The following is a 24,798-nucleotide window of genomic DNA, read 5'->3' as shown; positions in this document are numbered from 1 at the left end:
TATAACGTATAAAATCCTTAGAGCCGATAAGTAGCGTTAATTCTATAATTTCTCGACAAAAAAAACGTCCCAAAGTAGGACGTTTTTTTATGTGTATTGCTGCTTTTTCTTGATAAGCAATAACACTTGTGAAACACAAGTCAGAACGGGCAACTCAATTAACGGCCCAATAACTAATGCAAGTGCAATAAGAGGCTCGTCTGGAAAAGCTGTTACAGCAATAGCGAGTGCAACAGGCGAGTTTCTCGCTAATGTTGTTAAGCTGAGGCTGACAGTGTCTTCATAGGATAAATGCATCATACGTCCTACAAACTGTCCTAGTATAAAGTTAATCATGAAGAACAGTAATACTGGTATAAGTAACAATAAAACAACATTCATATTTTGTAATAAGTACTTACCTTGTGAGGCAAACATCGCTACTATTGCTAAACTTAAAAATACAATTTGAGCAGAGCTGAAAAATGGAATGAGTTTATTCTCAAGTGTTTCAACTTTTTTCATTTTATGCATAATGAATTTTGTAGCGTGCGCAAGTAAAAATGGTAAGACGATTACGATAACAATACTTTCTACTAAAACAGAAACCGCTACAGTTTTCATTACACCAGCAAATAAAAACAAATAAATTGGCAGCAATAATACTTGTAAAATTAAATTTACTGGTAGAATTGATGTAGATAATGCGACGTTACCTTTTGCGATCTCTGTGAAAATTAAATACCAGTCTGTACACGGAGTAACCATTAACATAATAAAGCCAACCCAAAGTGCGGGGTGATCTGAAAGAAATAATGCGCCTAATCCCCAAGCGAGAAAAGGTGTCCATATAAAGTTAATACCTAGGCTTGTTCCAGCGAATTTTAAGTTACGGAAGCCATTTTTTATATCATTTAATGGGATGCTGAGGAATAATCCATAAAGCATGAAAAATAAGAAGGGAACAATAAATTTTTCCGAATACATATGTATCATATTAAATTGTCCTAATATAACCCCGAATATAACAGCTGCAAGAATGATAAAGGTTTGAATCTTTTCTAAAGTACTCATTAATAAATCCTCTCTATAGATGAATTTCTCTCTCTAGTTGTATTATACAAGGGATTTCACTTATGTGTTTTCGAATTTATCATTTTGAATGAGGAAATATATTTCTTTATTATTTTTAATCCAAGATATTTTTCTTTTTGAGAAGTTACTTGACTAAAGTAAGTTGATGTATTACAATCACTTACATAAGGTAATTAAATAACAAAAAGTTTCGAGTTACTTAGGTTAAGGTATCTATTGGAACTTTTTATTAGAATAAGAATTTTTATGATGATGAATAATGAATATGATAAGAAAGTTTAGGTGAAAAAAATGGGATTATTTAGCTCGTTATTTGGTAAAAAAGAAGAAAATACAAAAGTAGAGGAGAATAAAACTATGTCAAAAGTATTATTTGTAAAAGCGAACGATCGTCCAGCGGAGCAAGCAATTAGTTCAAAGATGTATGAAACATTTGCAAGTGCTTATAAGGAAGCAAATCCGAATACAGAAATTACGGAGTTAGATTTATTTGCATTAGACCTTCCATATTACGGAAATATTGCTATTTCAGGTGGGTATAAACGTAGTCAAGGAATGGAGCTAACAGCAGAAGAAGAAAAGGCTGTAGCAACAGTAGATCAATATTTAAATCAGTTTTTAGAAGCTGAAAAAGTAGTATTTGCGTTCCCATTATGGAACTTTACAGTACCAGCACCATTAATTACTTACATTTCATATCTTTCTCAAGCTGGAAAAACGTTTAAATATACAGCGAACGGTCCAGAAGGTTTAGTTGGTGATAAGAAAGTAGTTGTATTAGGTGCTCGCGGTTCAGATTACTCTTCGGAACAAATGGCTCCTATGGAAATGGCAGTTAATTATGTAACAACTGTACTTGGATTCTGGGGCATTACAAATCCAGAGACAGTTGTAATTGAAGGGCACAATCAATATCCAGATCGCTCACAACAAATTGTTGAAGAAGGTTTAGAAAACGTTAAAAAAGTAGCTGCGAAATTTTAATTAATGATAGTAAATGGAAAAACCAACATGGATGACCATGTTGGTTTTTTAGTCTATTTTCCGTGTAAAAAAATGTATATTTATAAAATAAATGAAAAGTTTGAAAATAGTATTGCAAAATATTATATAACAAATTATAATAAGTTCAAGAATAGTTGATACTTAAATTAAATATTCAGAAAATTCAATTAGTTAAAATTGGAAAATGAAATAAGGAAATTTGAATGGGGGTTATATTATGGCGAATAAAGTACCGTTTTCGTTCATAGTAGTTATCGGATTAATGTTATTTGCACTATTTTTTGGAGCAGGGAATTTAATATTCCCAGCTATGCTAGGTCAATCAGCAGGTGAGAATGTATGGATTGCTAACGCTGGATTTTTAGTAACAGGTGTTGGATTACCATTACTAGGTGTACTAGCATTTGGTTTTTCGGGTAAAGATGATTTACAGTCATTAGCAAGTCGTGCTCACCCGGTATTCGGGATTGTGTTTACAACAGTTTTATACTTAGCGATCGGTCCGTTATTTGCAATACCAAGAACAGGAAATGTATCTTATGAAATTGGTCTTAAGCCTTTTATGCCAGAAGGACTAGGTTCTACGCCTTTAATTCTTTTTACAATTATATTCTTTAGCATCACTTGTTTTTTTTCGCTAAATCCTGCGAAAATTGTCGATATTGTTGGGAAAATATTAACGCCAATTAAATTGACATTCATCGGTATTTTAGTAGTCGTTGCTTTTATTAATCCGATTGGAGAAATGCAAGCACCAGTTGAAGGGTATACATCACATGCATTTTTCAAAGGATTCCAAGAAGGATACTTAACAATGGATACGCTCGCATCATTCGTATTCGGAATCATCATCATTAATGCAATTAAAGAAAAAGGTGCGAAAACGAAAACGCAAATTATGGTCGTTTGTGCAAAAGCGACAATCATTGCAGCATCTATTTTAGCAATTATTTATACAGCACTTTCTTATATGGGAGCTTCAAGTGTTGCGAAGCTTGGACATTTAGAGAACGGCGGAGAAGTATTAGCGAAAGTTTCTAACTACTATTTCGGATCATATGGTGGAGTATTATTAGGGTTAATGATTACAGTTGCTTGTTTAACAACTAGTGTGGGACTTGTATCAGCATGTTCTTCATTCTTCCATAAGTTATTCCCAAATATTCCTTACAAAGCAATTGCAATCACGCTATGTGTATTTAGTGCAATTGTTGCAAACGTAGGATTAACACAATTAATCGCAGTTTCTGTTCCAGTATTAACAGCAATTTATCCGCTAGCAATTGTATTGATTTTCTTAACATTCTTCCATTCACTATTTAAAGGAAGAGCTGAAGTTTATCAAGTGAGTTTAATCGTAACATTTATCATCAGCTTATTCGATGGATTAAGTGCAGCTGGAGTTAACATTGAAGTAGTAAGCAAAGTGTTCACTAAATTCCTTCCGATGCAGGAAGTAGGATTAGGCTGGATCTTCCCAGCGATTATCGGTGGATTTATCGGCTATGGTATTAGCGTTGTAAAAACGAAAAATGGAGTGCAACCAGCAGCTGATGTAAATAAGAAAATAAGTTAAACAAAAAAAGTTATAGAATTTTAAAATGTACCCTATAGAATAGACACTGAAAAAAAGTCTATTCTATAGGGTATTTCTTGTATAATGAGAGAAAATTGGGATCGGAGAAAGTTCAAAATGACAAAAAAGCTATTTACAGAAAGAGACATTCAAATTCTATCAAATAACCCCTACATAAAATCTGTAAGTCAGAAAGGTATCACTTATACAGATGAATTTAAGCGTATTTTTATTGAGGAAAATGAGAAAGGAAAACTACCTCGAAATATTTTTGAAGAATGTGGTTTTGATATAGATATGATTGGAATGAAACGAATTATGTCATCAGGAAGTAGATGGCGTGCTGATTACAGAAAAAATGGTGTATTTGGTTTGCGAGATACGCGCCAAAACGCGGGAAGAACTCTTGAGAGAGAGCTTACGTTAGAAGAGAAGTATGCTCGTTTAGAAGCCGAACGGAACTTACTAAAGGCAGAAAATGAATTGTTAAAAAAGATCAAACTTATGGAAGGGAGGATGAGAAGGAAATAACTTTATCACCTAGTCAGAAATATATCCTGATTCGTTCTGTCATCATAAAATATAACTTAAGAAATATGGTGAGTTATTTGTGTAAAGTAGCTGGTGTATCCCGTTCGGGATACTATAATTATTTTTCCATTTCATCTCAAGAACAACGGAAACAAAAGAACAATCAAGATGAAATCGTGAAAGAAATCATATTAAAAGCACTTCGATTTAGAAATCGAAAGAAAGGGGCTCGTCAAATAAAAATGACATTGGTGGGTCATTTTCAAGTTGTCTACAATTTAAAGCGTATCCGTAGAATCATGAAAAAATATGAGATTGTCTGTCCGATTCGGAAAGCAAATCCTTATAAAAGAATGCTGAAAGCTTCAAAAGAACATCGAGTAGTGCCGAATCAATTAAATCGAGAATTTAAACAAAACACCCCAGGAAAAACGCTTCTTACAGATATCACTTATTTAGTTTACGGTAAGAATAAAAGAGCTTATTTATCTACAATTTTAGACGGCTCAACCAATGAAATTTTAGCTTACCATGTTTCAGAACAGATGACATTAGACCTCGTAACAACAACTCTTCATAAACTAAAACGGAATAAGAGGATTCGATTGACTGAAGGTGCATATATTCATTCAGATCAAGGAGCCCACTACACAAGCCCTACCTACCAAAAATTAGTCAAAAAGCTAAAGCTCGGACAATCTATGTCAAGAAGAGGGAACTGTTGGGATAACGCTCCACAAGAATCATTTTTTGGTCATCTGAAAGATGAAGCACATATAAAACCTTGCGAGTCTTTTACTGAGTTGAAACAAGAGATTAAGAAATATATGACGTACTATAATCACTATAGATATCAATGGAATTTAAAAAAGATGACTCCTGTTGGATACAGAAATCATCTTCTTGATGTTGCCTAACTTTTTTCAAAATGTCCTTTACAAAGGGTACAGATTATTTGATTCTATAACTTTTTTTGTTACTATTGATAAGAATAGAAAAAATAAAGTAGTAGGGGAAATAAGATGAAAAAAACAATTGATCATATCGGCATCGCAGTTCGTGATATAGATAGTACGATACGTTTTTATGAAACGGTTTTGTCAGGAACTTTAATCGACCGTTACGTAAGTGAAGCACCAGGTGTTGAAAGTGAAGTAGCCATTCTTGAAGTTGATGGTGATAGAATCGAATTACTTGCGCCAACGAATAATACAACTTCTCCAATAGCACGATTTATAAAGCAAAAAGGGAAAGGTGTCCATCACGTTGCGTATCGTGTAGATGATTTAGATGTAGCTTTAGAAGAATTAAAGGAACAAGGTATTCGAACGTTAGAACATACGCTTCGAATGAATAAACATGGTAGAAGGTTAATTTATCTTAACCCAGCGGATACGGAAGGGACAATTATTGAATATTGTGATTATCCGGAAGTGAAATAAAGGAAGTGTATTTTTGTGAAAGGTGTTACGTACTAATGTAACGCCTTTTTATTTGTATACTTTTCAATATTTCGATGAAAGTATTTCGGAATGTTGAATATATATTATGAGAAGCTATCCACTATCCTGTAGGAGTGGGCATGATTTTTTTAGTATTTGCGAGCAAATGGAGCTGACTATAGGGTAAGAAATCCTCATTTTGCACAGTAATATATGAAAGAAAAAGAGTGCTTTATAACCAACTATATATTTTATGTAATACATATAATATAAATTGTGAATTTCATGTATTGGAGAGTGGTTATCTGTGGAGATTTCAAATAGTGCTGAAAATTTTAACGTATTATTTGTTACATCTAGTGTTCCTGTCTATTTTCCGGTGCTAGAGGAATCTATATATAATAGTTTGAAAAAGGCAATTCGTAATGTAACGATGGTAACATACGAAAATTTGGTGAAAACGGCTTTAAAGATAAAACCGGCACTCATTATTGTATTTCATGGTTTTGAAGAAGGGATAATTAAGGGAATTCAAGATTTAAAACAATATGACTTTAAAACTGCACTCTGGCTTACAGATGACCCTTACTTTACAGATGTGACGAAAAACTTAGTGCTTGATTATGATTATGTGTTTACGCAAGATACAGGATGTATTGATTTTTATAAAGATTTAGGTTGTGATAATGTATATTATTTGCCTTTAGCAGCAGAACCTCCTGCATATACGCCGATACTTAGGGAAGAGGAATACATATTTGATATTAGTTTCATAGGGACTGCTTTTGATAATAGGCTCGCATTTATTGATTCAATTGCAGAGTACTTAGTGACTAAAAATACTCTAATTATAGGTTGTAATTGGGATAGACTAAAAAGTTATGAGTTATTGAAAGATAAAATTTTACTTTTACCATTTTTGGTTTACGAAAACAGTATAGGATATTACAAAAAAAGTAAAATCAACATGAATATACATCGCTCGATAGAGGATTTAACATTTAATAGAAATAGAGTAAAAGTAAATGCTTGTTCTATTAATAATCGTACATTCGAAATAGCTAGTACAGGTTCTTTTCAAATGACGGATATTCGTTCAGATTTAGAAAAGTGTTATATTCCAGGGGTACAAATTGAGACATTTACCTCAGCGGTTGATTTTATAGAGAAAGCTGAAAGATATTTATCGAACCCGGCACAAAGAAAGAAAATTGCGATGGAAGGGCTGAAGAGAACGCTAATCGAACATACATATGATAAAAGGGTACAACAGCTGTTAAAAATAATTGAAATGAACCCTAAAAAAGAAAATGAAATTTAAAAATAGGGAAAGAATGTGTTGAAACACAACATATTTAAAGAACAAGGTATTTGAATGGAAGAGCATACACTTCGAATGAATAAGCATGGTAGAAGATTAATTTATCTTAACCTAGCGGATACAGAGGGCACGATCATTAATTATTGTGATTATCCGGAAGAGAAGTAAAGGAAGTGTATTATGGAGAAAGGGTGTTGCGTAATAACGTAATACCTTTTTTATTTATCCCGCTATTTGTTGGCAATAAGATTCCCGCTTCAAAAGTCGGAGAATGCGAGAGAGTTAGGTGGGAGATCGAATGCTCGTAAAAGTCCCACTGATTAAAGTTTCACTTTATGTATTTCACATTTTCTTCACAAATGATTCACGATAACTTTTCTTCTTAGGGAACTTACATAAATATATTTTATGCTATAATGATAATCAACTTTAAAAATATTAGTAATATCTATGAAGGTAGCTACTATTATATTAGAAGTATAGAGGTGAGGAATAAATAGAGAGTGATACTAAATAAATTCTTATACTTAATCAGGTTAATATTTTATCAAGAAATAAAACTTGGGAAGTAAAAAGTGATGAAAGTGTAGTGACGAAAAAGAAAGAAGTGAAATGATTGTGAAAGTAATACGAAGGTTAGGGGCATGGCTATTAATTGCGTGCGTGTTTATTATATTCATACCAAAAAGCACATCCGCTCATGCGTACGTTGTGAAATCAAATCCTACTGAAAATGAAACGTTGAAGAAAGCACCATCTATTGTGAAAATTGAATTCGATGAGGACATACAAGTTTCAAGTTTTAATACATTGTTCGTAAGAGATACCTCAGGTCAAAGAGTAGATTTAAAAGATGCTCATATTGATACGAAAAACAAAAAATTATTAGAAGCTGGGTTAAAAGAGAATCTCAAAAATGGTCTTTACTCTATTCAGTGGAAAGCTATTTCAGCTGATGGACATCCAATTCAAGGAGTTATTCCATTCCGTATTGGATTAGCAGAAGCGGGAACAGATGATATAAAAGTAGAAGAGATGGGCTATGTTCCCCAAATCGATATGATTATGGAACGCGGAATTTTATATACAAGTTTTTCTCTATTTATCGGTGTTCTATTATTTAATCTTATCCTTTATAAAGGAAGTGCAAGTCAAGTTCAGTCGAGGAGTAAGAAAATAATATGGATATCATTATTTGGGATATTCATTAGTTTACTTTTCAATTTACCGTTGCAAGCGAAAATAAATGCTGATGTTTCATGGCTAGAAGCCTTCGATCCTTTATTATTAAAAGAAACATTACAGCTATCTGTTTTTGGGTATGTATGGATCACTCAAATGGCTCTTATTAGTACGCTTATGATTGTTACATATTTTGCAGTGAAGAGTGAGAGGCTTTCGTCGTTTAAAGTATGGAGCATTCCAATTGTATTATTTATTGGGTTACTTGTTATGAAAGCCTTCAATAGTCATGCATATGGATTAAAGTTTAAAGAAATTGCTGTCGTTATGGACTTTCTGCATTTATTCGCAGCTTCGTTATGGATGGGGGGGCTATCATCGATTGTTCTTCTGTTACGTAAAGAGGATGACAAGTGGACTATGTATTGGGATGCGATTAAGCGTTTTTCGCCATGGGCAACAGGTGCTGTCATTGTGATTTTATTAACGGGTCTTTTTAACAGTACATTTTTTATTCCCACGATCCATTCCCTATTTGATACGAAGTATGGATTGGCCTTATTAGCAAAGATACTTTTATTCGTGTGTATGGGGATATTGGGAATTATTCATTATGTGAAAGGGAGAATGCGAGCGCAGCAAAGGTTAGGAGCTACGGTGAAAGTAGAGTTTATCATTGGAATTATCGTTTTCGTAATCGTAGCTTTTATGACAAATGTACAAACGCCGCCGATGCCTCCTACGGGACCTTTTACAGAGAGTAAACAATTAGATAATGGATATGAACTTACTTTACATGTAAGTCCTAATAAGGTAGGACAGAATACATTTCATATTACTTTGAAGGATGAGAATGGACAGCCTGTTACTGATATGGAACAAATTGTATTGACGACTCAATCTTTAGATATGAATATGGGCAAAGGTTCATTTAAAGTTTCGGCAGTGTCACCGGGAGAATATGAAGCGGAAGGTATGTATATTAACATGACAGGAAACTGGAATATACAAGTTCACGGATTAACAAAATCTCTTGATAGTTTCGATACGGATTATAAATTTATTGTAGGTGGCAGATAAAAAAGACGTTATAAATGAAAAGGAGTTTATACAAAATGAAACGTATAAAAAAATTAGGAACAACAATGATCGCAACAATAATTGCAATGGGGATTTTTTCGTTACCTGTTAGTGCTCACGTAACTGTGAAACCAGCAACTTCTGACGTTAGCTCTTGGGAGACTTATACAATAAAGGTACCTGTTGAAAAGAATATGGCAACAACAAAAGTCACACTGAAAATACCGTCTGGAGTCGAGTTTCAACAGTACGAGCCAGTGCCAGGGTGGAAAGTGGAAGAACAAAAAGATGCAGCTGGAAAAGTTAAAACTGTAATATGGGAAGCAACAGGAGAAGGGATTTTACCTGGTCAGTTCCAACGATTTACTTTCGTTGCTAAAAATCCAGATAAAGAGCAACAAATAGCTTGGAATGCATATCAACAATATAAAGATGGAGAAATTGTTGAATGGACAGGCGATGAGAAAGCTGAGAAGCCCCATTCACTTACTACGATTGCAAAAGGTACATCATTAACAGGAGAACATGGTGAAGTATCTAGTGTGGAAAAAAATGAAGGTACAAGTAATATGCAAACAATAGCAATTGTCTTATCTATTTTAGCGATTGTATCTTCGGTGGGTACGTGTATTTTTGTAGTACGTCGTAAAAAGTAGGGAACATTGAAAGGTCTCATTGAAAGTAATGAGACCTTTGTTAATAAAATTTTGAGATTAAGCAGCTTCAAGGGGGGATTAGAGCCACAAATACAACATGGTTTATTAAGATAAGGAACTCAATTGACTGTCATTACTTCTTCTGGTAGGTTATCGTGCTTAAGCCAGTTTTCAATTAAAGTATTAAATAGTTTGGGATTCGCTAAAGAGATTCCATGACCGACTTTAGGAATAATAATACCTGTGCAATTAGGATTGCCTTCAAGGATTTCAGTCATCGAGTCTTTCATGATTCTTTTTTCGTGTTCTCCAACAGTCACTAATATATTGCTACTAGCATTCTCGAAGCTTTTTGGTATTGTAAACGACATATTTTCTTCTAATATCCTCACAAATGTATTTTTACTTATTTGACAACTGTCATGATAATAGTTATCAAATTGTATTTCATCTATGTACATTGATTTTGCTTGTATTTTGGAAAACGTCTTACTCTTTATAAGTGGGTAGGTTAAGCCAAGGGATCTTATTAATGTTTTAGCGAAAGGAATTGGTTTAACTAATGCGCTATTTATCATAGCGTATTGAATTAAGTTTGGTTTCATGCTGAGCATTGCAATTAATACTTGAGCACCTAACGAAAACCCGATTACTATAACAGTTTTACCTTTTCCTTTTTTTTCAACTAATTCAATGATTTTTTCAGCACTAAAGTGTATTGAAAAATGATCCTTACTACTATTTTCCCCTTGCTCGGGTAAATCAGGAACAAGGCAGTGAAAGTTAGTGAAATGTTTAATTTGTTTGTCCCACATCCATCCACTGACTCCGCCCCCATGAATAAAAACCATAAGTGGAGAGCTTGAATCTCCAAATTCTTTATACTGTAAAGCCATATAATTCCCCCTTATGATTAGAATTGTTAGTCCATCCATATGTATTAGAGATAATATTTTCTACTTAATTATCATCATACAATAAAAAAGAAAAATTTTCCTTTTGCTAAGATGTTAAGTGACTGTACTCATAAAATGGTAAAAAAGAAAGAGCCTACAAGTGGTAGACTCTTTCTCATATCTATTTATTTCACTTCAACTTGCTGCCTTACAGCAAGTGTTTTCGGCTTTATATTTACAAAACAAATACTTACGATAATAAATAAAAGTCCGATGAATAAGCTAATTGTAATGGCCTCATGTAAGAAAATAGAGCTTACAATAATAGCGATCAGTGGGATAAGGAACGTATAAGCCCCAACTTTACTGGCCTCACCAGCTCCTACAAGTGTAAAGTAAGCGAGCCATCCCATTGCAATAACAAAGAACGAGATGAATAGTAGTACACTTACAAATGGTATACTCCAAGCGATATTAGACCAGCTCTCAAATTCTGAACCAAATCCGATTAAGCAAAGTCCGCCAATAATAAGCTGAAGTGTTACCATCCAAATGGCATTAACGCGGTGTCCAGTTTTCTTAATAAATACTGTGCCGAGTGCCCAGCCGATAGCGCACCCTAAAGCAAGTAGTACACCGATAATAGAAATATGTCCAGTTAAACTACTAGAGCTAATAACCCCAACACCAATAAATCCAAGAATAAGTCCGAAAATTTTCAAGCCGTACATAGATTCTTCAAGCCAAATCCATGAGAAAATGCCGAGTAAGACAGGTTGGAGAAATACGATTGCGGAGAAGAGTCCGGCGGGCATATACTGAAGTCCGACAGTTTGTAGTCCATAAAACAAAATAATATTGAGTAAAGATGAAATAAAGTATAAATGCCAAGTTGCCTTTAAATTTAATTGTTTGTATTTCGGTAATGCGAAAGTAAGTAAGATAAATCCTCCTATTAATGTTCTAATCCCTGCAAAGAGTACGGGTGGTGTGTAATGCAGAGCGAATTTTGATAACGGCCAATTAATTCCCCACATAATAACGAGAAATGTAAGGATTATGGCCGTCTTAGTTCGAGAAAGCTGTGTCACTGTAATCCCTCCTTGTTGTATTCCATTTCACTATGATATGATATCGACTATGATAAATAAAATGAATCTTTTTTATAAGGAGTATAAGTGATTAGTTATGACCATTACACAACTTCAAGTTTTAATTAAAACGGTTGAATTAGGGAGTTTTACGAAGGCTGCCGGGATGTTAAATATGACACAGCCAGCTGTAAGTCATGCGATTTCAAGCATTGAGTCAGAGTTAGGAGTTACCATTCTTATACGCGATAAACGAAAAGGGCTAATCGTTACGGATGTTGGAAATAGAATTCTTGTACATATTAGAGAAATCTTAAACGGCGTTGAGAAGATTGAACAAGAAGTGGCGATGGAGAAAGGGCACGAAGTTGGGACGATTCGAATTGGGAGTTTTCCGAGTGCTTCTGCACATTTCTTACCCAAAATGATAAATCTTTTTAAGGAGAAGTATCCGAACTTAGAAGTCGTTCTTTGTGAAGGCACGATTAAAGAAGTTGAAGATTGGTTAGTATCGAGGGTTGTTGATATAGGAATTGTTATTTTGCCTAATAAAGATATGGAGATCGTGCCCTTAACGAAGGGGAAAATGGTTGTTGTCTTAAGAGAGGATCATCCTCTTTGTAAGAACGATTCTATTACAATAGGTGATTTAGAGAATGAACCGATCATATTATGTAAGGGTGGGTACGAACCACCCATTATCGATATGTTTAAACAAGCGAACGTACCACTTCGGGCTGAATATATAATTTCCACAGTTACAACAGCTTTAAATATGATTCAAGAAGGATTAGGAATCGCAATTTTGGCTGAGTTATCTTTAACGAGTTTACCAAAGAATATACAAACGAGAGAATTGGAACCACAAGTATGGAGAGAAATCGCTTTAGCTGTTCCTTCATTAAAGGATTCTTCACTCGCTGTACAGCTATTTATTGAAGAATTCCAAGACTTGTTTGCAGAATAAGAAGAGGTGTCTCATATATTGTAATGGGGCACTTTTTTATTTGCTTTAAAAAATTTGTAAAAAGGATTGACTTATTTTTATGTTGTAACTATAATGATTACATCGAGGTGGTGATCACGATGAAAATTAGTAGCCGCTTTTCTATAGCTGTTCATATTTTATCTATTTTGAAAAACAATCCATCTTCAGTTTGCACTTCAGACTATATGGCCGAGAGTGTAAATACAAATCCGGTAGTCATTCGTAAAATAATGTCTTACTTGAAACAATCTGGATTTGTTTACGTAAATCGCGGACCAGGTGGCGCGGGATTATTAAAGGATTTACATGAAATCACATTATTAGATGTGTATCATGCAGTGAATGTAGTGGAAGAAGACAAACTATTTCATTTTCACGAGCAACCAAATCCAGATTGTCCAATTGGAGCAAATATTCAAGCGGTGTTAGAAGTTATTTTAATTCAAGCACAATCCGCGATGGAAGAAGTTTTGAGAAATATTACGATGGGGCAGTTATTTGAATCTTTACAACAAAAAATGAATGCATAATATGATAATCGCAAGTCTCTAAAAGAGAATGCATATTTTTTTCTTAAAATTGTAACTACTTTAGTTACATCTAAAAATAAAAAGAAGGTAAGGTGTAAAAGATATGACTGTAAAAATGAAAGTATACTCAGATTTTATATGCCCGTTTTGCTTTTTAGCAAAAGGCCCATTAGATGAAGTAGCGAAAGAGAAAGATGTAGAAATCGAATGGATGCCATTTGAATTGCGTCCAAGTCCATATTCTAAAATAGATCCTTGGAACGAGCCAGATAAGTTAGGTTCATGGGATTCTTTCATTCTTCCTACTGCAAAAAAATTAGGGGTTGAAATGCGTCTGCCCCGCGTTTCTCCGCATCCATATACACATTTAGCTTTTGAAGGGTGCCAATTCGCGAAAGAGCGTGGACTTGGAAATGAGTATCATCACCGAGTATTTACTGCGTTTTTCCAAGAAGAGCAAAACATTGAAGATATTGATGTATTAACGAAATTAGCGGTAGAAGTAGGGCTTCCTGAAGCTGAATTTAAAGATGCTTTAGTAAATCGTAAATATAAAGAAAAACATCAAGAAGCAATTCAGCATGCATATGATGAAGCAAATATTATGGCTGTTCCAACTGTCATGATTGGAGATGAAGTCATTCAAGGACTTGCTAGTAAAGAAACGCTAGAAAGAGTAATTGATAAAGAAATCGAAAAGGATAAAACAAATTCATTTGAAGGTATGCAATGTAAGACGGATGGATATTGCTAATTCGTCTTGCATGAAAGAATCAAATCAATTTGTTTAAATAAATTATAAAACTTATACATTTGGAGGAATTAACATGTCAGCAACTACAACAAACTTAAAAGAAGCAATCGTGAACCGTCGTTCAATTCGTAAAGTAACAAAAAACGCTACAATTACAAAAGAAAGAATTGAAGAAGTTTTAAAAACAGCTTTACATGCACCAACTTCTTTCAATATGCAAAGTGGCCGTATGGTCGTATTAATGGATGGAGAGCATGAAAAGTTTTGGGATATCGTAAAAGAAACACTAAGAGCTCGCGTGCCGGCAGAAAATTTTGAAGCGACTGTAGAAAGACTAAAAGGCTTCCATGCAGGTGTAGGAACAGTACTATTCTTTGAAGATCAAGCAACAGTAGAAAAAATGCAAGAAAATGCACCATTATATAAAGATCAGTTCCCATTCTGGTCTCATCAAGGAAATGCAATGTTACAACATACTGTATGGATGCTATTATCTGCTGAAGGAATTGGAGCGTCATTACAACATTACAATCCAATCGTAGATGCTGAAGTGAAAGCAACTTGGAACATACCAGCAGAGTGGAGCTTAGTAGGACAAATGCCATTTGGTGAGCCAAATGAACAACCAGGGGAAAGAACATTCTTACCTACTGAAGATGTAGTGAAATTTTATTAAGAAATTCAATATGTAACAAGAAGGGATTTGTTACATACTTATCCAATTTAAAGGACAGCCCATATTATAATATGGGCTGTCCTTTAGCATAATAATGAAAAAGTTGTTATAGGAACAAATTTTTAAATATGGATTGATGACTTAAAATAAAAAATCTATTGTGTTTATCCCACTATTTGAATGCAGTCCCACTGATCAAAGTTTCACTGTATTATTTTGAAATGACAGTAAACATCCCAGTCATGTTTGGTGAGTAATCTTTAAAATCATATTTTTCATAGAACGATTCTTTACCTTGTGATGCAAACAAACCGACAAACGCCTTATCAGGGGCATTCTGATTTAAGTATTCAACCAAAATATGCATTATTTCTTTCCCAATACCATTTTTCTGATAATCTGGATGGACCACTATATCTTGAATATAGAAATAGATAGCCCCATCACCAACAATTCTCCCCATACCCACAATTTGTTCATTATCCTTGACTGTGATGCAGTGGATAGAATTCTTCAGTGATGTTTCCACCACTTCAAAATTCATAAAATTAGTCCATCCAACAGACTTGCACAAATACTTGTACTCTTCCAATGTTGGAATGTTATTTTTAAACTCATATTTCTTCAAAATGTATCCTCCAAGTTCTCAATTTCAACAAATAAATAAATTCGACATTTTTTTATCTATTCCTCTTATGCAACTAAACTCCCTTTAGCTATTGAACATAATACCCTCTGTTTAGTCTATTTAATTTAGTACAGCTTATTTGTGTTAATTTATAAGAGTTTAGGGAAGAAATATAAGAAATGATCTGGTGAAAAAGGGAGTGGAAATATGAGTGATGCGAAAAAATATACAGTGGTAGGTACTGATGTCGAGGAAGTAAAACGTTTAAACAGAAATTCAGGGTTAACGTATAACCAAGTGAAGGAATTGTTAGCGAAGCAATTGCAAAAAAGAAATGATTAGATTGAAATAATTAAGCTTTCATTTAGCATTTTTCTAGAGAGAGTTAAGTAATAGATAACTCTCTTTTTTCAATATGAAAAATCTACTAAGGAGCAACAGTTTAAAAATAGACGTTCTCCTAAAATATAGAGTGGAAAAATAGTTTTTAGAAAAGTATTAGATGAAAAATCCGACATTTAAAAAGAAAAAAGGATTCTTCCCAATTAGTAAGAAAGATTGTCTATAGAAGTTCATAAAATGTAATATATTCAATTTCCATCCATTGAAGGGGAGGTTAATTTTTAATGAATGAAGTGAAAAATTTCTTTCGAAGTAGAGGGTTTCAACGGTTTCTCGTTTTAATAATATTAGTGCTTGTATTATATGGATTAAAAAGTATGATTAATTTAATATTAATTACGTTTATTCTCACGTTTTTGATGGATCGATTTCAAAAGTTTATTTCAAAAAAATTGAAAGTAAATAGGAAAGTGGTTATTGCTTGTTTATATATTGTATTAGTGACGTTTATTGTAACTACATTATATAAATATTTACCTGTGCTAACGATACAAATTTCACAATTAATTTATCAATTTAAATTGTTTTTTCAACATCCACCTGATAATGAGATGATTAGATACGTACTTTCAGCAATTAATGAAATGGAAGTATCAAAATATATTGAACAAGGTGTGGATGTCATTTATCAATCAATAGCAAACATAGGAAAGGTAAGTTTGCAAATACTATTGTCTCTTATTCTAAGCTTATTTTTCTTATTGGAAAAAGAGCGAATTATTTCATTCACGTCTAAATTTAAAGATAGTAAATTAAAGATTTTTTATGAGGAGATTGCATATTTCGGTGAAAGATTTGCAAGATCGTTCGGAAAAGTGATTGAAGCACAGTTTTTAATTGCAGTTGTAAATTGTGTGCTCACTGTAATTGCACTTGTCATTTTAGGATTTCCACAGCTTCTTGTATTGGCTGTCATGGTCTTTCTACTCGGCTTGATTCCAGTTGCTGGTGTTATTATTTCCTTGTTTCCACTTTGTATCATTGCCTATAACGTCGGCGGGGTTATGTATGTTGTATACATACTAGTGTTCATTACAGTAATCCACGCTCTTGAAAGTTATTTTTTAAATCCAAAATTTATGTCTGCAAAAACGAATTTACCAGTATTTTATACATTTATGATTCTTATCTTTTCAGAGCATTTCCTCGGAATATGGGGGCTTATTATCGGAATACCAATCTTTATCTTTTTATTAGATGTACTTGACGTAAATAACGATGAACCGATTAAAGATAATAAATGATAGAAAATGACCGATGTTTTCTCTTGATGAAAACATCGGTCATTTATTATTTTTTCTTTGGAGGAGGTAGTTTAATGAATCTATTTGCAATTAAAGCTATAATAACAGCAGCAAAAATAAAGACTGCGATTACACCAACTCCTATACCTGCCCATCCTCCTATAAGGAAGATACTTATCGGTATTGCTAACAAGCTTAAAATAATTAGAATCAATCCGAGATTCTTATCATATTTTTTAGTTGGAAATAGCGTTCTGATGATTAAGAAGAGGAAAAGTATTAAGGATGCTACAGCTAGCAAGAGGATTGCAATCGTCCAAGAATCATTCATGAAATCACTCCTTTTTATAGATAATATTACAGTTTAAATTGAGGGGAACTATAAAAATATAAAAAAGCAATCCAATATAAATCGGATTGCTTTTTTGATTGAAAATATGATTAAAGAACAGGAGCCATTGTTTCTTTCAATACTTGAACAGAGTGATCGAATTTTAATTCTTCCTCTTCACTTAGTTCAACTTCTAAAATTTCACGAACACCGCCGCGGTTTAAAACAGCAGGTACGCCAATATAAACATCTTGTTGGCCGTATTGACCTTCAAGGTATGCTGATACAGTTAATACGCTGTTTTCGTTGTTTAAGATTGCTTTCGTGACACGTAAAAGTGACATGCCGATACCGTAGTATGTAGCACCTTTTCGTTCAATAATATGGTAAGCTGCATCACGCACGTTTATGAAAATATCATCTAAATCTTTTTGGTTATATGTGTTGTCTTTTTCAAGAAGCGTTTGTAGTTTTTGAATACCAATTGATACGTGACTCCAAACAGGAAGTTCTGTATCACCGTGCTCTCCGATAATATAAGCGTGAATGTTATGAGGTCCAATATCGAAGTACTCACCTAACATATAGCGGAAACGAGCAGAATCAAGAGTTGTACCAGAACCGATTACGCGTTCTTTCGGTAATCCAGATTCTTTCCAAGTTACGTAAGTTAAAATATCTACAGGGTTTGTTGCGATTAAGAAGATACCGTCAAAGCCGCTATCCATAATGCTACGAACAATTTGCTTGAAAATTTTAGCATTTTTCTCAACTAAATCTAAACGTGTTTCACCTGGCTTTTGTGGTAATCCAGCTGTAATTACAACAAGATCTGCGTCTTTACAATCTTCATAACTACCTTTCCAAACCTTTGTTGGAGCTGGTGCGAAAGGAACGGCATGGCTTAAGTCCATTGCTTCTCCTTCAGCTTTTGCTTCATTTACATCAACTAAAACAAATTCTTCAGCTACAGCTTGGTTAATCATACAGTAAGCATAACTACATCCAACTGCTCCTGTTCCTACTAATACAACACGGTTAATACCTTTTTTCATTTCAAAATTCCTCGCTATTTCATAAATTTTATTATGTAAGATAATACGTCTTACTTCTATAGTTTCATATCTATTTTATTACATTTTATAAAAGATATTCAAGTGATTGAAAATGTATCCACTCAATTACTTGAATGAAACATAGGAATTCTGCTAAACGAATATAATTCAGTAAAATCCTTCGTAAAAGGGGAATTGGCATGGGGAATCCATTATCGATGGAAAAAATGATTCAAATTATTCATGAAGGGCTTGCCAAAACGAATAACCCCAAACAAATTACAGTTGCCGGTGCAGGGATATCTGGATTAGTTGCAGCATCTTTATTAAAAGAGGCTGGGCACGAGGTAACGATTATAGAAGCAAATAACAGAATAGGTGGTAGGGTGTATACGATTCGTGAACCATTTAGCGCAGGATTATATTTTAACGCAGGTCCTATGCGTATTCCGGATACTCATGATTTAACTTTAGCCTATATTCGTAAATTTAAACTACCGTTAAATCTTTTTATTAATAAAACTTCTTCAGATATAATTTATACGAATAACATTAAAACGAGATTGAATGTGTTTGAAAATGATCCAAGTGTACTTGAATATCCGCTTTTGGATAAAGAAAGAGGAAAAACGGCAGAAGAGCTAATGCTTGAGGTATTAGAACCAATACTAAATTATATTAAGAAGGACCCTAATAAAAACTGGCTTATCGTTGAAAAAAAGTATAAAACGTATTCGCTCGGTGCATTTTTAACCGAGTATTATTCAGATGGAGCAATAGATATGATCGGAGTACTTCTTGATATGGAAGCATATATGGGAATGTCTTTAATTGAAGTATTACGAGAAATGATTTTTTTTACTTCAACGGCGAAATATTACGAGATAACGGGCGGGATGGATGCATTACCAAATTCATTTTTGCCGCAGCTAAAGGATAATATTTTTATGTCATATAAAGTAGAAAAAATTATACAGGAAGATAATAAAGTAATGTTGCAAGTAACCCATGAACATACGTTAGAGCAATTTATAGTAACGGGTGATATCGCTATTGTCACAATTCCATTTTCAGCTTTGCGATTTGTAGAAGTTCAGCCATATCATTTATTCTCTTATTATAAAAGGCGGGCAATTCGTGAATTAAATTATATTGCTTCAACTAAAATTGCGATAGAGTTTAAAAGTAGATTTTGGGAAAGAGCAGGACAATATGGCGGTAAGTCAATTACAGATTTACCTATCCGCTTTACATATTATCCGAGCTACGGCATTCATACACCAGGGGCGGCTATCGTTTTAGTGAGTTATACGTGGGCAGATGAGGCGTTAACGTGGGATAGTCTCTCGAATAGAGAACGTATTCGTTATGCGTTGAAAAATTTAGCGCAAATATATGGAAATGTGGTTTATAGTGAGTATGTTGCGGGAGAATCTTTTAGCTGGAGTCAAAATCCGTATTCTTGTGGAGCATTTACAGCTTTTGAACCAGGGCAAGAGCTTGAATTGTTTCCATATATTACGCCGCCAGCGGGTAGAGTGCACTTTGCAGGAGAACATACGACATTAACACATGGATGGATGCAAGGAGCAATAGAGTCTGGAATTAGAGTTGCTCATGAAGTGAATGGAAAATGAAACGATAATCTAGCAGTTTTGTTTACAAATAGGTATTCTTTTAATAAAATGATAAATATAAATCGTAATAATTACGCTTTGAAGAAATTTGAAGTAGAGAAATGGATGGTCGGTCGAATGAGTAAAGTAGAAATTCATATATTAGGTGGTTTTTTAGGTAGTGGAAAATCAACATTGCTGCAAAATTTATTATTAGCAGAAAAGAAGAAAAATCGAAAAGTTGCCGTGTTAATGAATGAAATCGGTGAATACTCGGTAGATACAGATATTATTGGAAAAGAGAATGTGTTAAGGGAACTTCTGAAAGGATGTATTTGTTGTACGTTGAAAGAAGAGCTTGAAATACAATTACATTCTTTATATCAACAAGAAAGACCAGATGTAATTTATATAGAAACAACAGGTGTCGCACATCCAATTGAAGTGTTAGATGCATGTGTATCACCAATTTTAGCTCCTTTCCTTGAAGTGAAATCCATAGTAGTCGTATTAGATGCAGTAAGATGGTTAAACCGAAGTATATTAAGTGCAAATGTACAACAGCTATTACATGAGCAAATGAAATATGGAAGTCATATTCTTATTAATAAATCAGATTTATTAACAGATTCGGATAAGAACAAAGTACTTGAAGACGTAAAAGCAATAAATAATCATGCGAAATTGTTTGAAACAAAGTATTGTAATATATCTTTAAAAGATATAGAAGAAGCTGAATTTGTGAGAGATGGAGAACATGAGACACTACATGTCAAACAGCATTTACATATACAAACGATGACGTATCAATTTACGAAATCGATTGATCAAGATAAATTATACGAATGGCTTTCGAATTTACCAGATAGCATTTATCGTGTAAAAGGATTTGTGAAATTCCATGGAGATAAATACCCTCACTTATTCCAATATTCGTTCGGGGTACCGACTTTACTGGAACAAGACTTCGGTTTCCCGACAAATTTGGTAGTAATAGGGGAAGGATTAGATAAGAAGCAATTGGTTGAGGGGTTAGAGAAAGTAGAACTTAATTCTAATTAAGATTAAAGGACTAACTTCAAAATAAGTTAGTCCTTTTTTGTATGTAGAAAAACGCTTGCGGATTTTGTCTAATGAAAATAATTGAAAAATTCAGAAATATATTTATAATCAAATCTAAGAGGTGATTCAGGTGTCAGAAAAAATAATAATGGATGTAAAAAACCTAACAACAAAAGGGTTAGAAACGAGAGAGAAATTATTGTGTGCTGCAGAAGAGGTATTTGGTAATAAAGGATATTACGAAGCTTCTATCGTGAATATTACACAAGAAGCAACGGTAGCACACGGAACTTTCTATAATTACTTTCCATCTAAAAAAGATATATTTGATGAATTGATTCGCAGATTGAACCGTGAGTTACGCTTAATTATTAAAGAAGAAATGAAGGGGATATCAAGTTATGAAGAGGCACAAAGAAGAGGTTTTCAGGCCTTTTTTCGATGGGTGAAAGATCGTCCTAATCTATATAACATTGTACAACAGGCGGTAGTTGTTGATGATAATTTATATAGATGGTATTATGCAAAGCTCGCAAATGGATTTTTAAAAAGTTTATCGGCTGGCATGGAAGCGGGAGAATTTAAACAACTTGATAAAGAAACAATTGCGTATTGTTTTATGTCAATTGGTCAATTTTTAGGAATGCGATGGGGCTATTGGGAAGAGAAAGATGTTCCGGAAGATGTATTTGAAGCAGCGATGTCATTAATATTTGAAGGATTGAGAAAGAGATAAGGGAGTGGGGAAAATATGCAAGGCATTGCTTATTGGATTGAAAAACGGGCCTATTTACATCCAGATCGCATTGCCATTATTACAGAAGAGGAGGAAATGACATATAAACAGTTACATGAGTATGTAAGTAAAGTGGCAGCATATTTAATTTACGACTTAAATGTGCAAAAAGGAGAGAGGATAGCTATTTTATCACAAAATAGCTTGGAATATATTGTACTTTTATTTGCTATAGCAAAGGTAGAATGTATTGCTGTTCCACTGAATATACGGTTAACAGAAAATGAACTTATATTTCAGTTAAAAGATAGTGGAGCTACAGTTTTATTTGTAGAGGAAACATTTCAAAATATGGCACTGTCAATGCAGAATGTAACATATGTACAAAGAGTTATTTCGATTAAAAGTTTAAAAGAAATAGAAGATAGAAAAATTGACAACTTTGAAGAGATAAATGAAAGCGCATCCTTTATTATATGTTATACCTCGGGGACAACAGGACAACCGAAAGGAGCTGTACTTACACAAGAGAATATGTTTTGGAATGCGCTTAATAATACATTTGCGATTGACCTAACTGTTCATGACCGCTCCATTGTGTTATTGCCTTTATTTCATATTGGTGGGATTGGTTTATTCGCATTTCCAACTTTATTTGCAGGTGGAATAATCATTGTTCCGAGAAAATTTGAGCCAACCATAGCTCTTTCTATGATAGAAAAATATAAGGTGACTGTTGTAATGGGAGTACCTACAATTCACCAAGCATTAATTAATTGCGCAAAGTTTGAAACTACAAATTTACAATCAGTTCGCTGGTTTTATAACGGTGGTGCACCATGTTCAGAAGAGTTGATGAGAGAATTTATAGATAGAGGATTTTTATTTGGTCAAGGCTTTGGTATGACTGAAACATCACCAACCGTATTTATGCTTTCAGAAGAAGATGCAAGACGTAAAGTAGGCTCAATTGGAAAACCTGTTCTGTTTTGTGATTATGTACTTATTGATGAAAACAAAAATAAAGTTGAGATTGGTAAAGTTGGAGAGTTACTAATAAGAGGGCCAAATGTAATGAAAGGGTATTGGAATCGGCCAGATGCAACAGAAGAAACGATTCAAGATGGTTGGTTATATACGGGAGATTTAGCTAGAGTTGATGAAGATGGTTTTGTATACATTGTCGGTAGAAAAAAAGAAATGATAATTTCCGGTGGTGAAAATATTTATCCCCTTGAAGTAGAGCAAGTTATTAATAAACTATCAGAAGTATGTGAGGTAGCAGTAATTGGTACACAACATGTAAAGTGGGGAGAGATTCCAATCGCCTTTATTGTGAAAAAGAGTTGCAGTGTATTAACTGAAAAGGAAGTCATTGATCATTGTCGTTTATTTCTAGCCAAATATAAAGTTCCAAAAGAAATTGTGTTTCTAGAGGAATTGCCTAAAAATGCAACTGGTAAAATTCAAAAAGCACAGTTAGCAAATCAACTGAAAAGTAGGTGAAAAGATGACGATGTATAGTTCCGGTCAACAGGCATCATGTAGTAAAACAATAACGGAAACAGATTTTGTACTATTTGCAGGTTTAAGTGGGGATTTTAATCCAATTCATATTGATCATGAGTATGCGAAACAAACTAGATTTAATCAAAGAATCGCACATGGTTTATTAACTTCTAGTTTATTATCACAATTGTTAGGCGTTCATTTACCAGGAAAGGGTTCCGTTTATATGGAACAAACTATTAAATTTACAGCGCCAGTTTTTATAGGAGATACGATTACAGCTACGGCAACAGTACAAGAATTTATGATAGAAAAGAGAGTTTTGAAATTGTTAACTGAGTGTCATAACCAAAAAGGAGATTTAGTGTTAACAGGTGTAGCGACTATGATGGTGCCAAAAGAAGGAGGAATTGTCTAATGAGAATTGGGATTGAAGCAACTGGTGTTTTCTTCCCAAAAGACGTAGAGACGGCCGCAGATTTATCTAAAAAAACAGGTATTCCTGAGAATATTATTATAGAAAAGTTTGGGTTATATGAAAAACATGTCGCAGACGAAACGATGCATGCATCAGATTTAGCTATTGCTGCTGCAAAGCCAATATTATTACAAGTAGATCCTCAATCTATTGATGTAGTCATTTATTTTGGCAGTCCACATAAAGATTACCACGTATGGTCTAGTGCCCCAAAAATTCAGCATGAACTTGGATTGAAAAATGCTTATGCTTTTGAAATTATGAATGTTAGTTCTTGCTTTCCCATTGCTCTTAAAGTCGCAAAAGATATGCTCTACTCCGATAACTCAATTGAAAATATATTATTAGTAGGTGGATGTAAAGAATCTCAAATTGTAGATTATGATAATCCACGCTCACGTTTTATGTTTAATTTTGCTGATGGCGGAAGTGCAGCTTTAGTAAAAAAGGGAGCTAGCAACGGTGAAATATTAGGCAGTGCGATTATAACGGATGGTTCATTTCATGACGATGTTCGTATTCCAGCTGGTGGATCGAAGCAGGTTGTGAGCTATGATACAGTTGAGAATCGACAACATTATATTGATGTAATAGATCCTATTAGTATGAAAGAACGTTTAGATCCAATTTCAACCCCTAATTTTGATAAGGTTATTCGGGAGGCGTTAAGAAAAAGTGGATTTACCCCTAAAGATATTAAAGTATTGTTACCACTGCATACAAAACGCTCTATGCTAATAGAATTGTTACAGGGGCTGGGCTTAGTAGAAGAGCAAGTAGTATATTTAGATCATTATGGGCATATGTCAGCACTTGACCCATGTATAGGTCTTCATTTTGCAAATGAGCAAGGGAAATTACAGCCTGGAGATATTGCAGTAGTGGTTAGTGCAGGTACTGGGTATACTTGGGCAGCTACTGTGATTAGATGGTAG

At 33.9% G+C, this 24,798-nt stretch carries 25 protein-coding genes and 1 pseudogene; 20 read left to right on the top strand and 6 right to left on the bottom strand.

Going from position 1 to position 24,798, the window contains the following annotated elements:
- Nucleotides 1–87: 87 nt before the first annotated feature.
- A complete protein-coding gene (locus tag JFT89_RS04775) occupies nt 88–1,053 on the bottom strand; it encodes an arsenic resistance protein (RefSeq protein WP_016094269.1) in 966 nt (321 codons plus the stop codon).
- 312 nt (nt 1,054–1,365) lie between these two features.
- On the opposite strand from JFT89_RS04775, the gene JFT89_RS04770 reads away from it, so the two are divergent.
- The 8 genes and pseudogenes from JFT89_RS04770 (at nt 1,366) to JFT89_RS04735 (ending at nt 9,867) form a co-directional block, all read left to right on the top strand.
- Complete coding sequence (locus tag JFT89_RS04770; RefSeq protein ID WP_201039538.1) at nt 1,366–2,058, top strand: FMN-dependent NADH-azoreductase; 693 nt, start codon at nt 1,366–1,368, stop codon at nt 2,056–2,058.
- A gap of 238 nt (nt 2,059–2,296) precedes the next feature.
- A complete protein-coding gene (gene brnQ / locus JFT89_RS04765) occupies nt 2,297–3,655 on the top strand; it encodes a branched-chain amino acid transport system II carrier protein (protein ID WP_016094266.1) in 1,359 nt (452 codons plus the stop codon).
- Nucleotides 3,656–3,772: 117 nt separating this feature from the next.
- Nucleotides 3,773–5,103 (top strand): IS3 family transposase gene (locus tag JFT89_RS04760; protein ID WP_201039536.1). Its coding sequence is split into 2 segments (ribosomal slippage): nt 3,773–4,157 and nt 4,157–5,103, totalling 1,332 coding nucleotides; the frame shifts between segments, so codons are not numbered across the junction.
- Nucleotides 5,104–5,208: 105 nt separating this feature from the next.
- On the top strand, nt 5,209–5,628 hold the full coding sequence (locus JFT89_RS04755; protein ID WP_002012283.1) for a VOC family protein: 420 nt from the start codon (nt 5,209–5,211) through the stop codon (nt 5,626–5,628).
- A gap of 307 nt (nt 5,629–5,935) precedes the next feature.
- Nucleotides 5,936–6,949 carry a CgeB family protein gene (locus JFT89_RS04750; RefSeq protein ID WP_201039534.1) on the top strand — a complete coding sequence of 338 codons (1,014 nt, stop codon included), beginning with the start codon at nt 5,936–5,938 and terminating at the stop codon, nt 6,947–6,949.
- A gap of 60 nt (nt 6,950–7,009) precedes the next feature.
- Nucleotides 7,010–7,117, top strand: a pseudogene (locus JFT89_RS04745) (glyoxalase); the annotation flags it as partial.
- A gap of 444 nt (nt 7,118–7,561) precedes the next feature.
- Complete coding sequence (locus tag JFT89_RS04740) at nt 7,562–9,211, top strand: copper resistance CopC/CopD family protein (RefSeq protein WP_002064860.1); 1,650 nt, start codon at nt 7,562–7,564, stop codon at nt 9,209–9,211.
- 35 nt (nt 9,212–9,246) lie between these two features.
- Nucleotides 9,247–9,867 carry a YcnI family copper-binding membrane protein gene (locus JFT89_RS04735; protein WP_016094264.1) on the top strand — a complete coding sequence of 207 codons (621 nt, stop codon included), beginning with the start codon at nt 9,247–9,249 and terminating at the stop codon, nt 9,865–9,867.
- 119 nt (nt 9,868–9,986) lie between these two features.
- On the opposite strand, the gene JFT89_RS04730 is transcribed toward JFT89_RS04735, so the two are convergent.
- Together JFT89_RS04730 and JFT89_RS04725 are read right to left on the bottom strand one after the other, a co-directional pair.
- On the bottom strand, nt 9,987–10,763 hold the full coding sequence (locus JFT89_RS04730) for an alpha/beta fold hydrolase (protein WP_201039532.1): 777 nt from the start codon (nt 10,761–10,763) through the stop codon (nt 9,987–9,989).
- A gap of 185 nt (nt 10,764–10,948) precedes the next feature.
- Nucleotides 10,949–11,854 (bottom strand): DMT family transporter, encoded by a 906-nt coding sequence (locus tag JFT89_RS04725; RefSeq protein WP_016094262.1) that lies wholly within the window; start codon nt 11,852–11,854, stop codon nt 10,949–10,951.
- Between the two features lie 97 nt (nt 11,855–11,951).
- On the opposite strand from JFT89_RS04725, the gene JFT89_RS04720 reads away from it, so the two are divergent.
- From JFT89_RS04720 to JFT89_RS04705, 4 genes are all read left to right on the top strand, one after another.
- Nucleotides 11,952–12,821 (top strand): LysR family transcriptional regulator, encoded by an 870-nt coding sequence (locus JFT89_RS04720; protein WP_002168625.1) that lies wholly within the window; start codon nt 11,952–11,954, stop codon nt 12,819–12,821.
- A gap of 119 nt (nt 12,822–12,940) precedes the next feature.
- Nucleotides 12,941–13,372: an Rrf2 family transcriptional regulator gene (locus JFT89_RS04715; RefSeq protein WP_002148752.1), complete on the top strand. Its 432-nt coding sequence runs from the start codon at nt 12,941–12,943 to the stop codon at nt 13,370–13,372.
- Between the two features lie 103 nt (nt 13,373–13,475).
- A complete protein-coding gene (locus JFT89_RS04710; protein WP_002064866.1) occupies nt 13,476–14,126 on the top strand; it encodes a DsbA family oxidoreductase in 651 nt (216 codons plus the stop codon).
- 73 nt (nt 14,127–14,199) lie between these two features.
- Nucleotides 14,200–14,802: a nitroreductase family protein gene (locus tag JFT89_RS04705; protein ID WP_016094261.1), complete on the top strand. Its 603-nt coding sequence runs from the start codon at nt 14,200–14,202 to the stop codon at nt 14,800–14,802.
- 211 nt (nt 14,803–15,013) lie between these two features.
- Here JFT89_RS04705 and JFT89_RS04700 read toward each other — a convergent pair whose 3' ends face one another.
- Complete coding sequence (locus tag JFT89_RS04700; protein WP_016094260.1) at nt 15,014–15,430, bottom strand: GNAT family N-acetyltransferase; 417 nt, start codon at nt 15,428–15,430, stop codon at nt 15,014–15,016.
- 207 nt (nt 15,431–15,637) lie between these two features.
- On the opposite strand from JFT89_RS04700, the gene JFT89_RS30435 reads away from it, so the two are divergent.
- Nucleotides 15,638–15,772: a hypothetical protein gene (locus JFT89_RS30435; protein WP_002064871.1), complete on the top strand. Its 135-nt coding sequence runs from the start codon at nt 15,638–15,640 to the stop codon at nt 15,770–15,772.
- A 284-nt stretch (nt 15,773–16,056) separates the two neighbouring features.
- Nucleotides 16,057–17,076 carry an AI-2E family transporter gene (locus JFT89_RS04695; protein WP_002064872.1) on the top strand — a complete coding sequence of 340 codons (1,020 nt, stop codon included), beginning with the start codon at nt 16,057–16,059 and terminating at the stop codon, nt 17,074–17,076.
- A gap of 46 nt (nt 17,077–17,122) precedes the next feature.
- On the opposite strand, the gene JFT89_RS04690 is transcribed toward JFT89_RS04695, so the two are convergent.
- Nucleotides 17,123–17,407, bottom strand: coding sequence for a YesK family protein (locus tag JFT89_RS04690; protein ID WP_016094259.1), 285 nt, complete (start codon nt 17,405–17,407; stop codon nt 17,123–17,125).
- 110 nt (nt 17,408–17,517) lie between these two features.
- On the bottom strand, nt 17,518–18,462 hold the full coding sequence (locus JFT89_RS04685; RefSeq protein WP_002064875.1) for an L-lactate dehydrogenase: 945 nt from the start codon (nt 18,460–18,462) through the stop codon (nt 17,518–17,520).
- Between the two features lie 200 nt (nt 18,463–18,662).
- On the opposite strand from JFT89_RS04685, the gene JFT89_RS04680 reads away from it, so the two are divergent.
- The 6 genes from JFT89_RS04680 to JFT89_RS04655 all read left to right on the top strand — a co-directional run bounded on the left by JFT89_RS04680 (nt 18,663) and on the right by JFT89_RS04655 (nt 24,798).
- Complete coding sequence (locus JFT89_RS04680; RefSeq protein WP_002064876.1) at nt 18,663–20,099, top strand: flavin monoamine oxidase family protein; 1,437 nt, start codon at nt 18,663–18,665, stop codon at nt 20,097–20,099.
- A gap of 117 nt (nt 20,100–20,216) precedes the next feature.
- Nucleotides 20,217–21,140: a CobW family GTP-binding protein gene (locus JFT89_RS04675; protein ID WP_041868035.1), complete on the top strand. Its 924-nt coding sequence runs from the start codon at nt 20,217–20,219 to the stop codon at nt 21,138–21,140.
- Nucleotides 21,141–21,270: 130 nt separating this feature from the next.
- Nucleotides 21,271–21,876, top strand: coding sequence for a TetR/AcrR family transcriptional regulator (locus JFT89_RS04670; protein WP_080001750.1), 606 nt, complete (start codon nt 21,271–21,273; stop codon nt 21,874–21,876).
- Between the two features lie 15 nt (nt 21,877–21,891).
- On the top strand, nt 21,892–23,382 hold the full coding sequence (locus tag JFT89_RS04665) for an o-succinylbenzoate--CoA ligase (RefSeq protein ID WP_002064879.1): 1,491 nt from the start codon (nt 21,892–21,894) through the stop codon (nt 23,380–23,382).
- A gap of 4 nt (nt 23,383–23,386) precedes the next feature.
- A complete protein-coding gene (locus JFT89_RS04660; RefSeq protein ID WP_002064880.1) occupies nt 23,387–23,803 on the top strand; it encodes a MaoC family dehydratase in 417 nt (138 codons plus the stop codon).
- Entirely contained in the window at nt 23,803–24,798 is a 996-nt protein-coding gene (locus JFT89_RS04655; RefSeq protein ID WP_002064881.1) for a 3-oxoacyl-ACP synthase, read from the top strand. The genes JFT89_RS04660 and JFT89_RS04655 overlap by 1 nt, the downstream gene beginning before the upstream one ends.

This window comes from Bacillus sp. TH25 (assembly GCF_016650935.1).
GTDB lineage: Bacteria > Bacillota > Bacilli > Bacillales > Bacillaceae_G > Bacillus_A > Bacillus_A mycoides.
This window is presented reverse-complemented; position numbering and strand designations above follow the sequence as displayed.

What these genes read in the sequence shown, in the direction of transcription:
- JFT89_RS04775 (WP_016094269.1), bottom strand. Translation starts at nt 1,053, where the DNA reads ATGAGTACTTTAGAAAAGATTCAAACCTTTATCATTCTTGCAGCTGTT.
- JFT89_RS04770 (WP_201039538.1), top strand. Translation starts at nt 1,366, where the DNA reads ATGGGATTATTTAGCTCGTTATTTGGTAAAAAAGAAGAAAATACAAAA.
- brnQ (WP_016094266.1), top strand. Translation starts at nt 2,297, where the DNA reads ATGGCGAATAAAGTACCGTTTTCGTTCATAGTAGTTATCGGATTAATG.
- JFT89_RS04755 (WP_002012283.1), top strand. Translation starts at nt 5,209, where the DNA reads ATGAAAAAAACAATTGATCATATCGGCATCGCAGTTCGTGATATAGAT.
- JFT89_RS04740 (WP_002064860.1), top strand. Translation starts at nt 7,562, where the DNA reads ATGATTGTGAAAGTAATACGAAGGTTAGGGGCATGGCTATTAATTGCG.
- JFT89_RS04735 (WP_016094264.1), top strand. Translation starts at nt 9,247, where the DNA reads ATGAAACGTATAAAAAAATTAGGAACAACAATGATCGCAACAATAATT.
- JFT89_RS04730 (WP_201039532.1), bottom strand. Translation starts at nt 10,763, where the DNA reads ATGGCTTTACAGTATAAAGAATTTGGAGATTCAAGCTCTCCACTTATG.
- JFT89_RS04720 (WP_002168625.1), top strand. Translation starts at nt 11,952, where the DNA reads ATGACCATTACACAACTTCAAGTTTTAATTAAAACGGTTGAATTAGGG.
- JFT89_RS04715 (WP_002148752.1), top strand. Translation starts at nt 12,941, where the DNA reads ATGAAAATTAGTAGCCGCTTTTCTATAGCTGTTCATATTTTATCTATT.
- JFT89_RS04710 (WP_002064866.1), top strand. Translation starts at nt 13,476, where the DNA reads ATGACTGTAAAAATGAAAGTATACTCAGATTTTATATGCCCGTTTTGC.
- JFT89_RS04705 (WP_016094261.1), top strand. Translation starts at nt 14,200, where the DNA reads ATGTCAGCAACTACAACAAACTTAAAAGAAGCAATCGTGAACCGTCGT.
- JFT89_RS30435 (WP_002064871.1), top strand. Translation starts at nt 15,638, where the DNA reads ATGAGTGATGCGAAAAAATATACAGTGGTAGGTACTGATGTCGAGGAA.
- JFT89_RS04695 (WP_002064872.1), top strand. Translation starts at nt 16,057, where the DNA reads ATGAATGAAGTGAAAAATTTCTTTCGAAGTAGAGGGTTTCAACGGTTT.
- JFT89_RS04690 (WP_016094259.1), bottom strand. Translation starts at nt 17,407, where the DNA reads ATGAATGATTCTTGGACGATTGCAATCCTCTTGCTAGCTGTAGCATCC.
- JFT89_RS04685 (WP_002064875.1), bottom strand. Translation starts at nt 18,462, where the DNA reads ATGAAAAAAGGTATTAACCGTGTTGTATTAGTAGGAACAGGAGCAGTT.
- JFT89_RS04680 (WP_002064876.1), top strand. Translation starts at nt 18,663, where the DNA reads ATGGGGAATCCATTATCGATGGAAAAAATGATTCAAATTATTCATGAA.
- JFT89_RS04675 (WP_041868035.1), top strand. Translation starts at nt 20,217, where the DNA reads ATGAGTAAAGTAGAAATTCATATATTAGGTGGTTTTTTAGGTAGTGGA.
- JFT89_RS04665 (WP_002064879.1), top strand. Translation starts at nt 21,892, where the DNA reads ATGCAAGGCATTGCTTATTGGATTGAAAAACGGGCCTATTTACATCCA.
- JFT89_RS04660 (WP_002064880.1), top strand. Translation starts at nt 23,387, where the DNA reads ATGACGATGTATAGTTCCGGTCAACAGGCATCATGTAGTAAAACAATA.
- JFT89_RS04655 (WP_002064881.1), top strand. Translation starts at nt 23,803, where the DNA reads ATGAGAATTGGGATTGAAGCAACTGGTGTTTTCTTCCCAAAAGACGTA.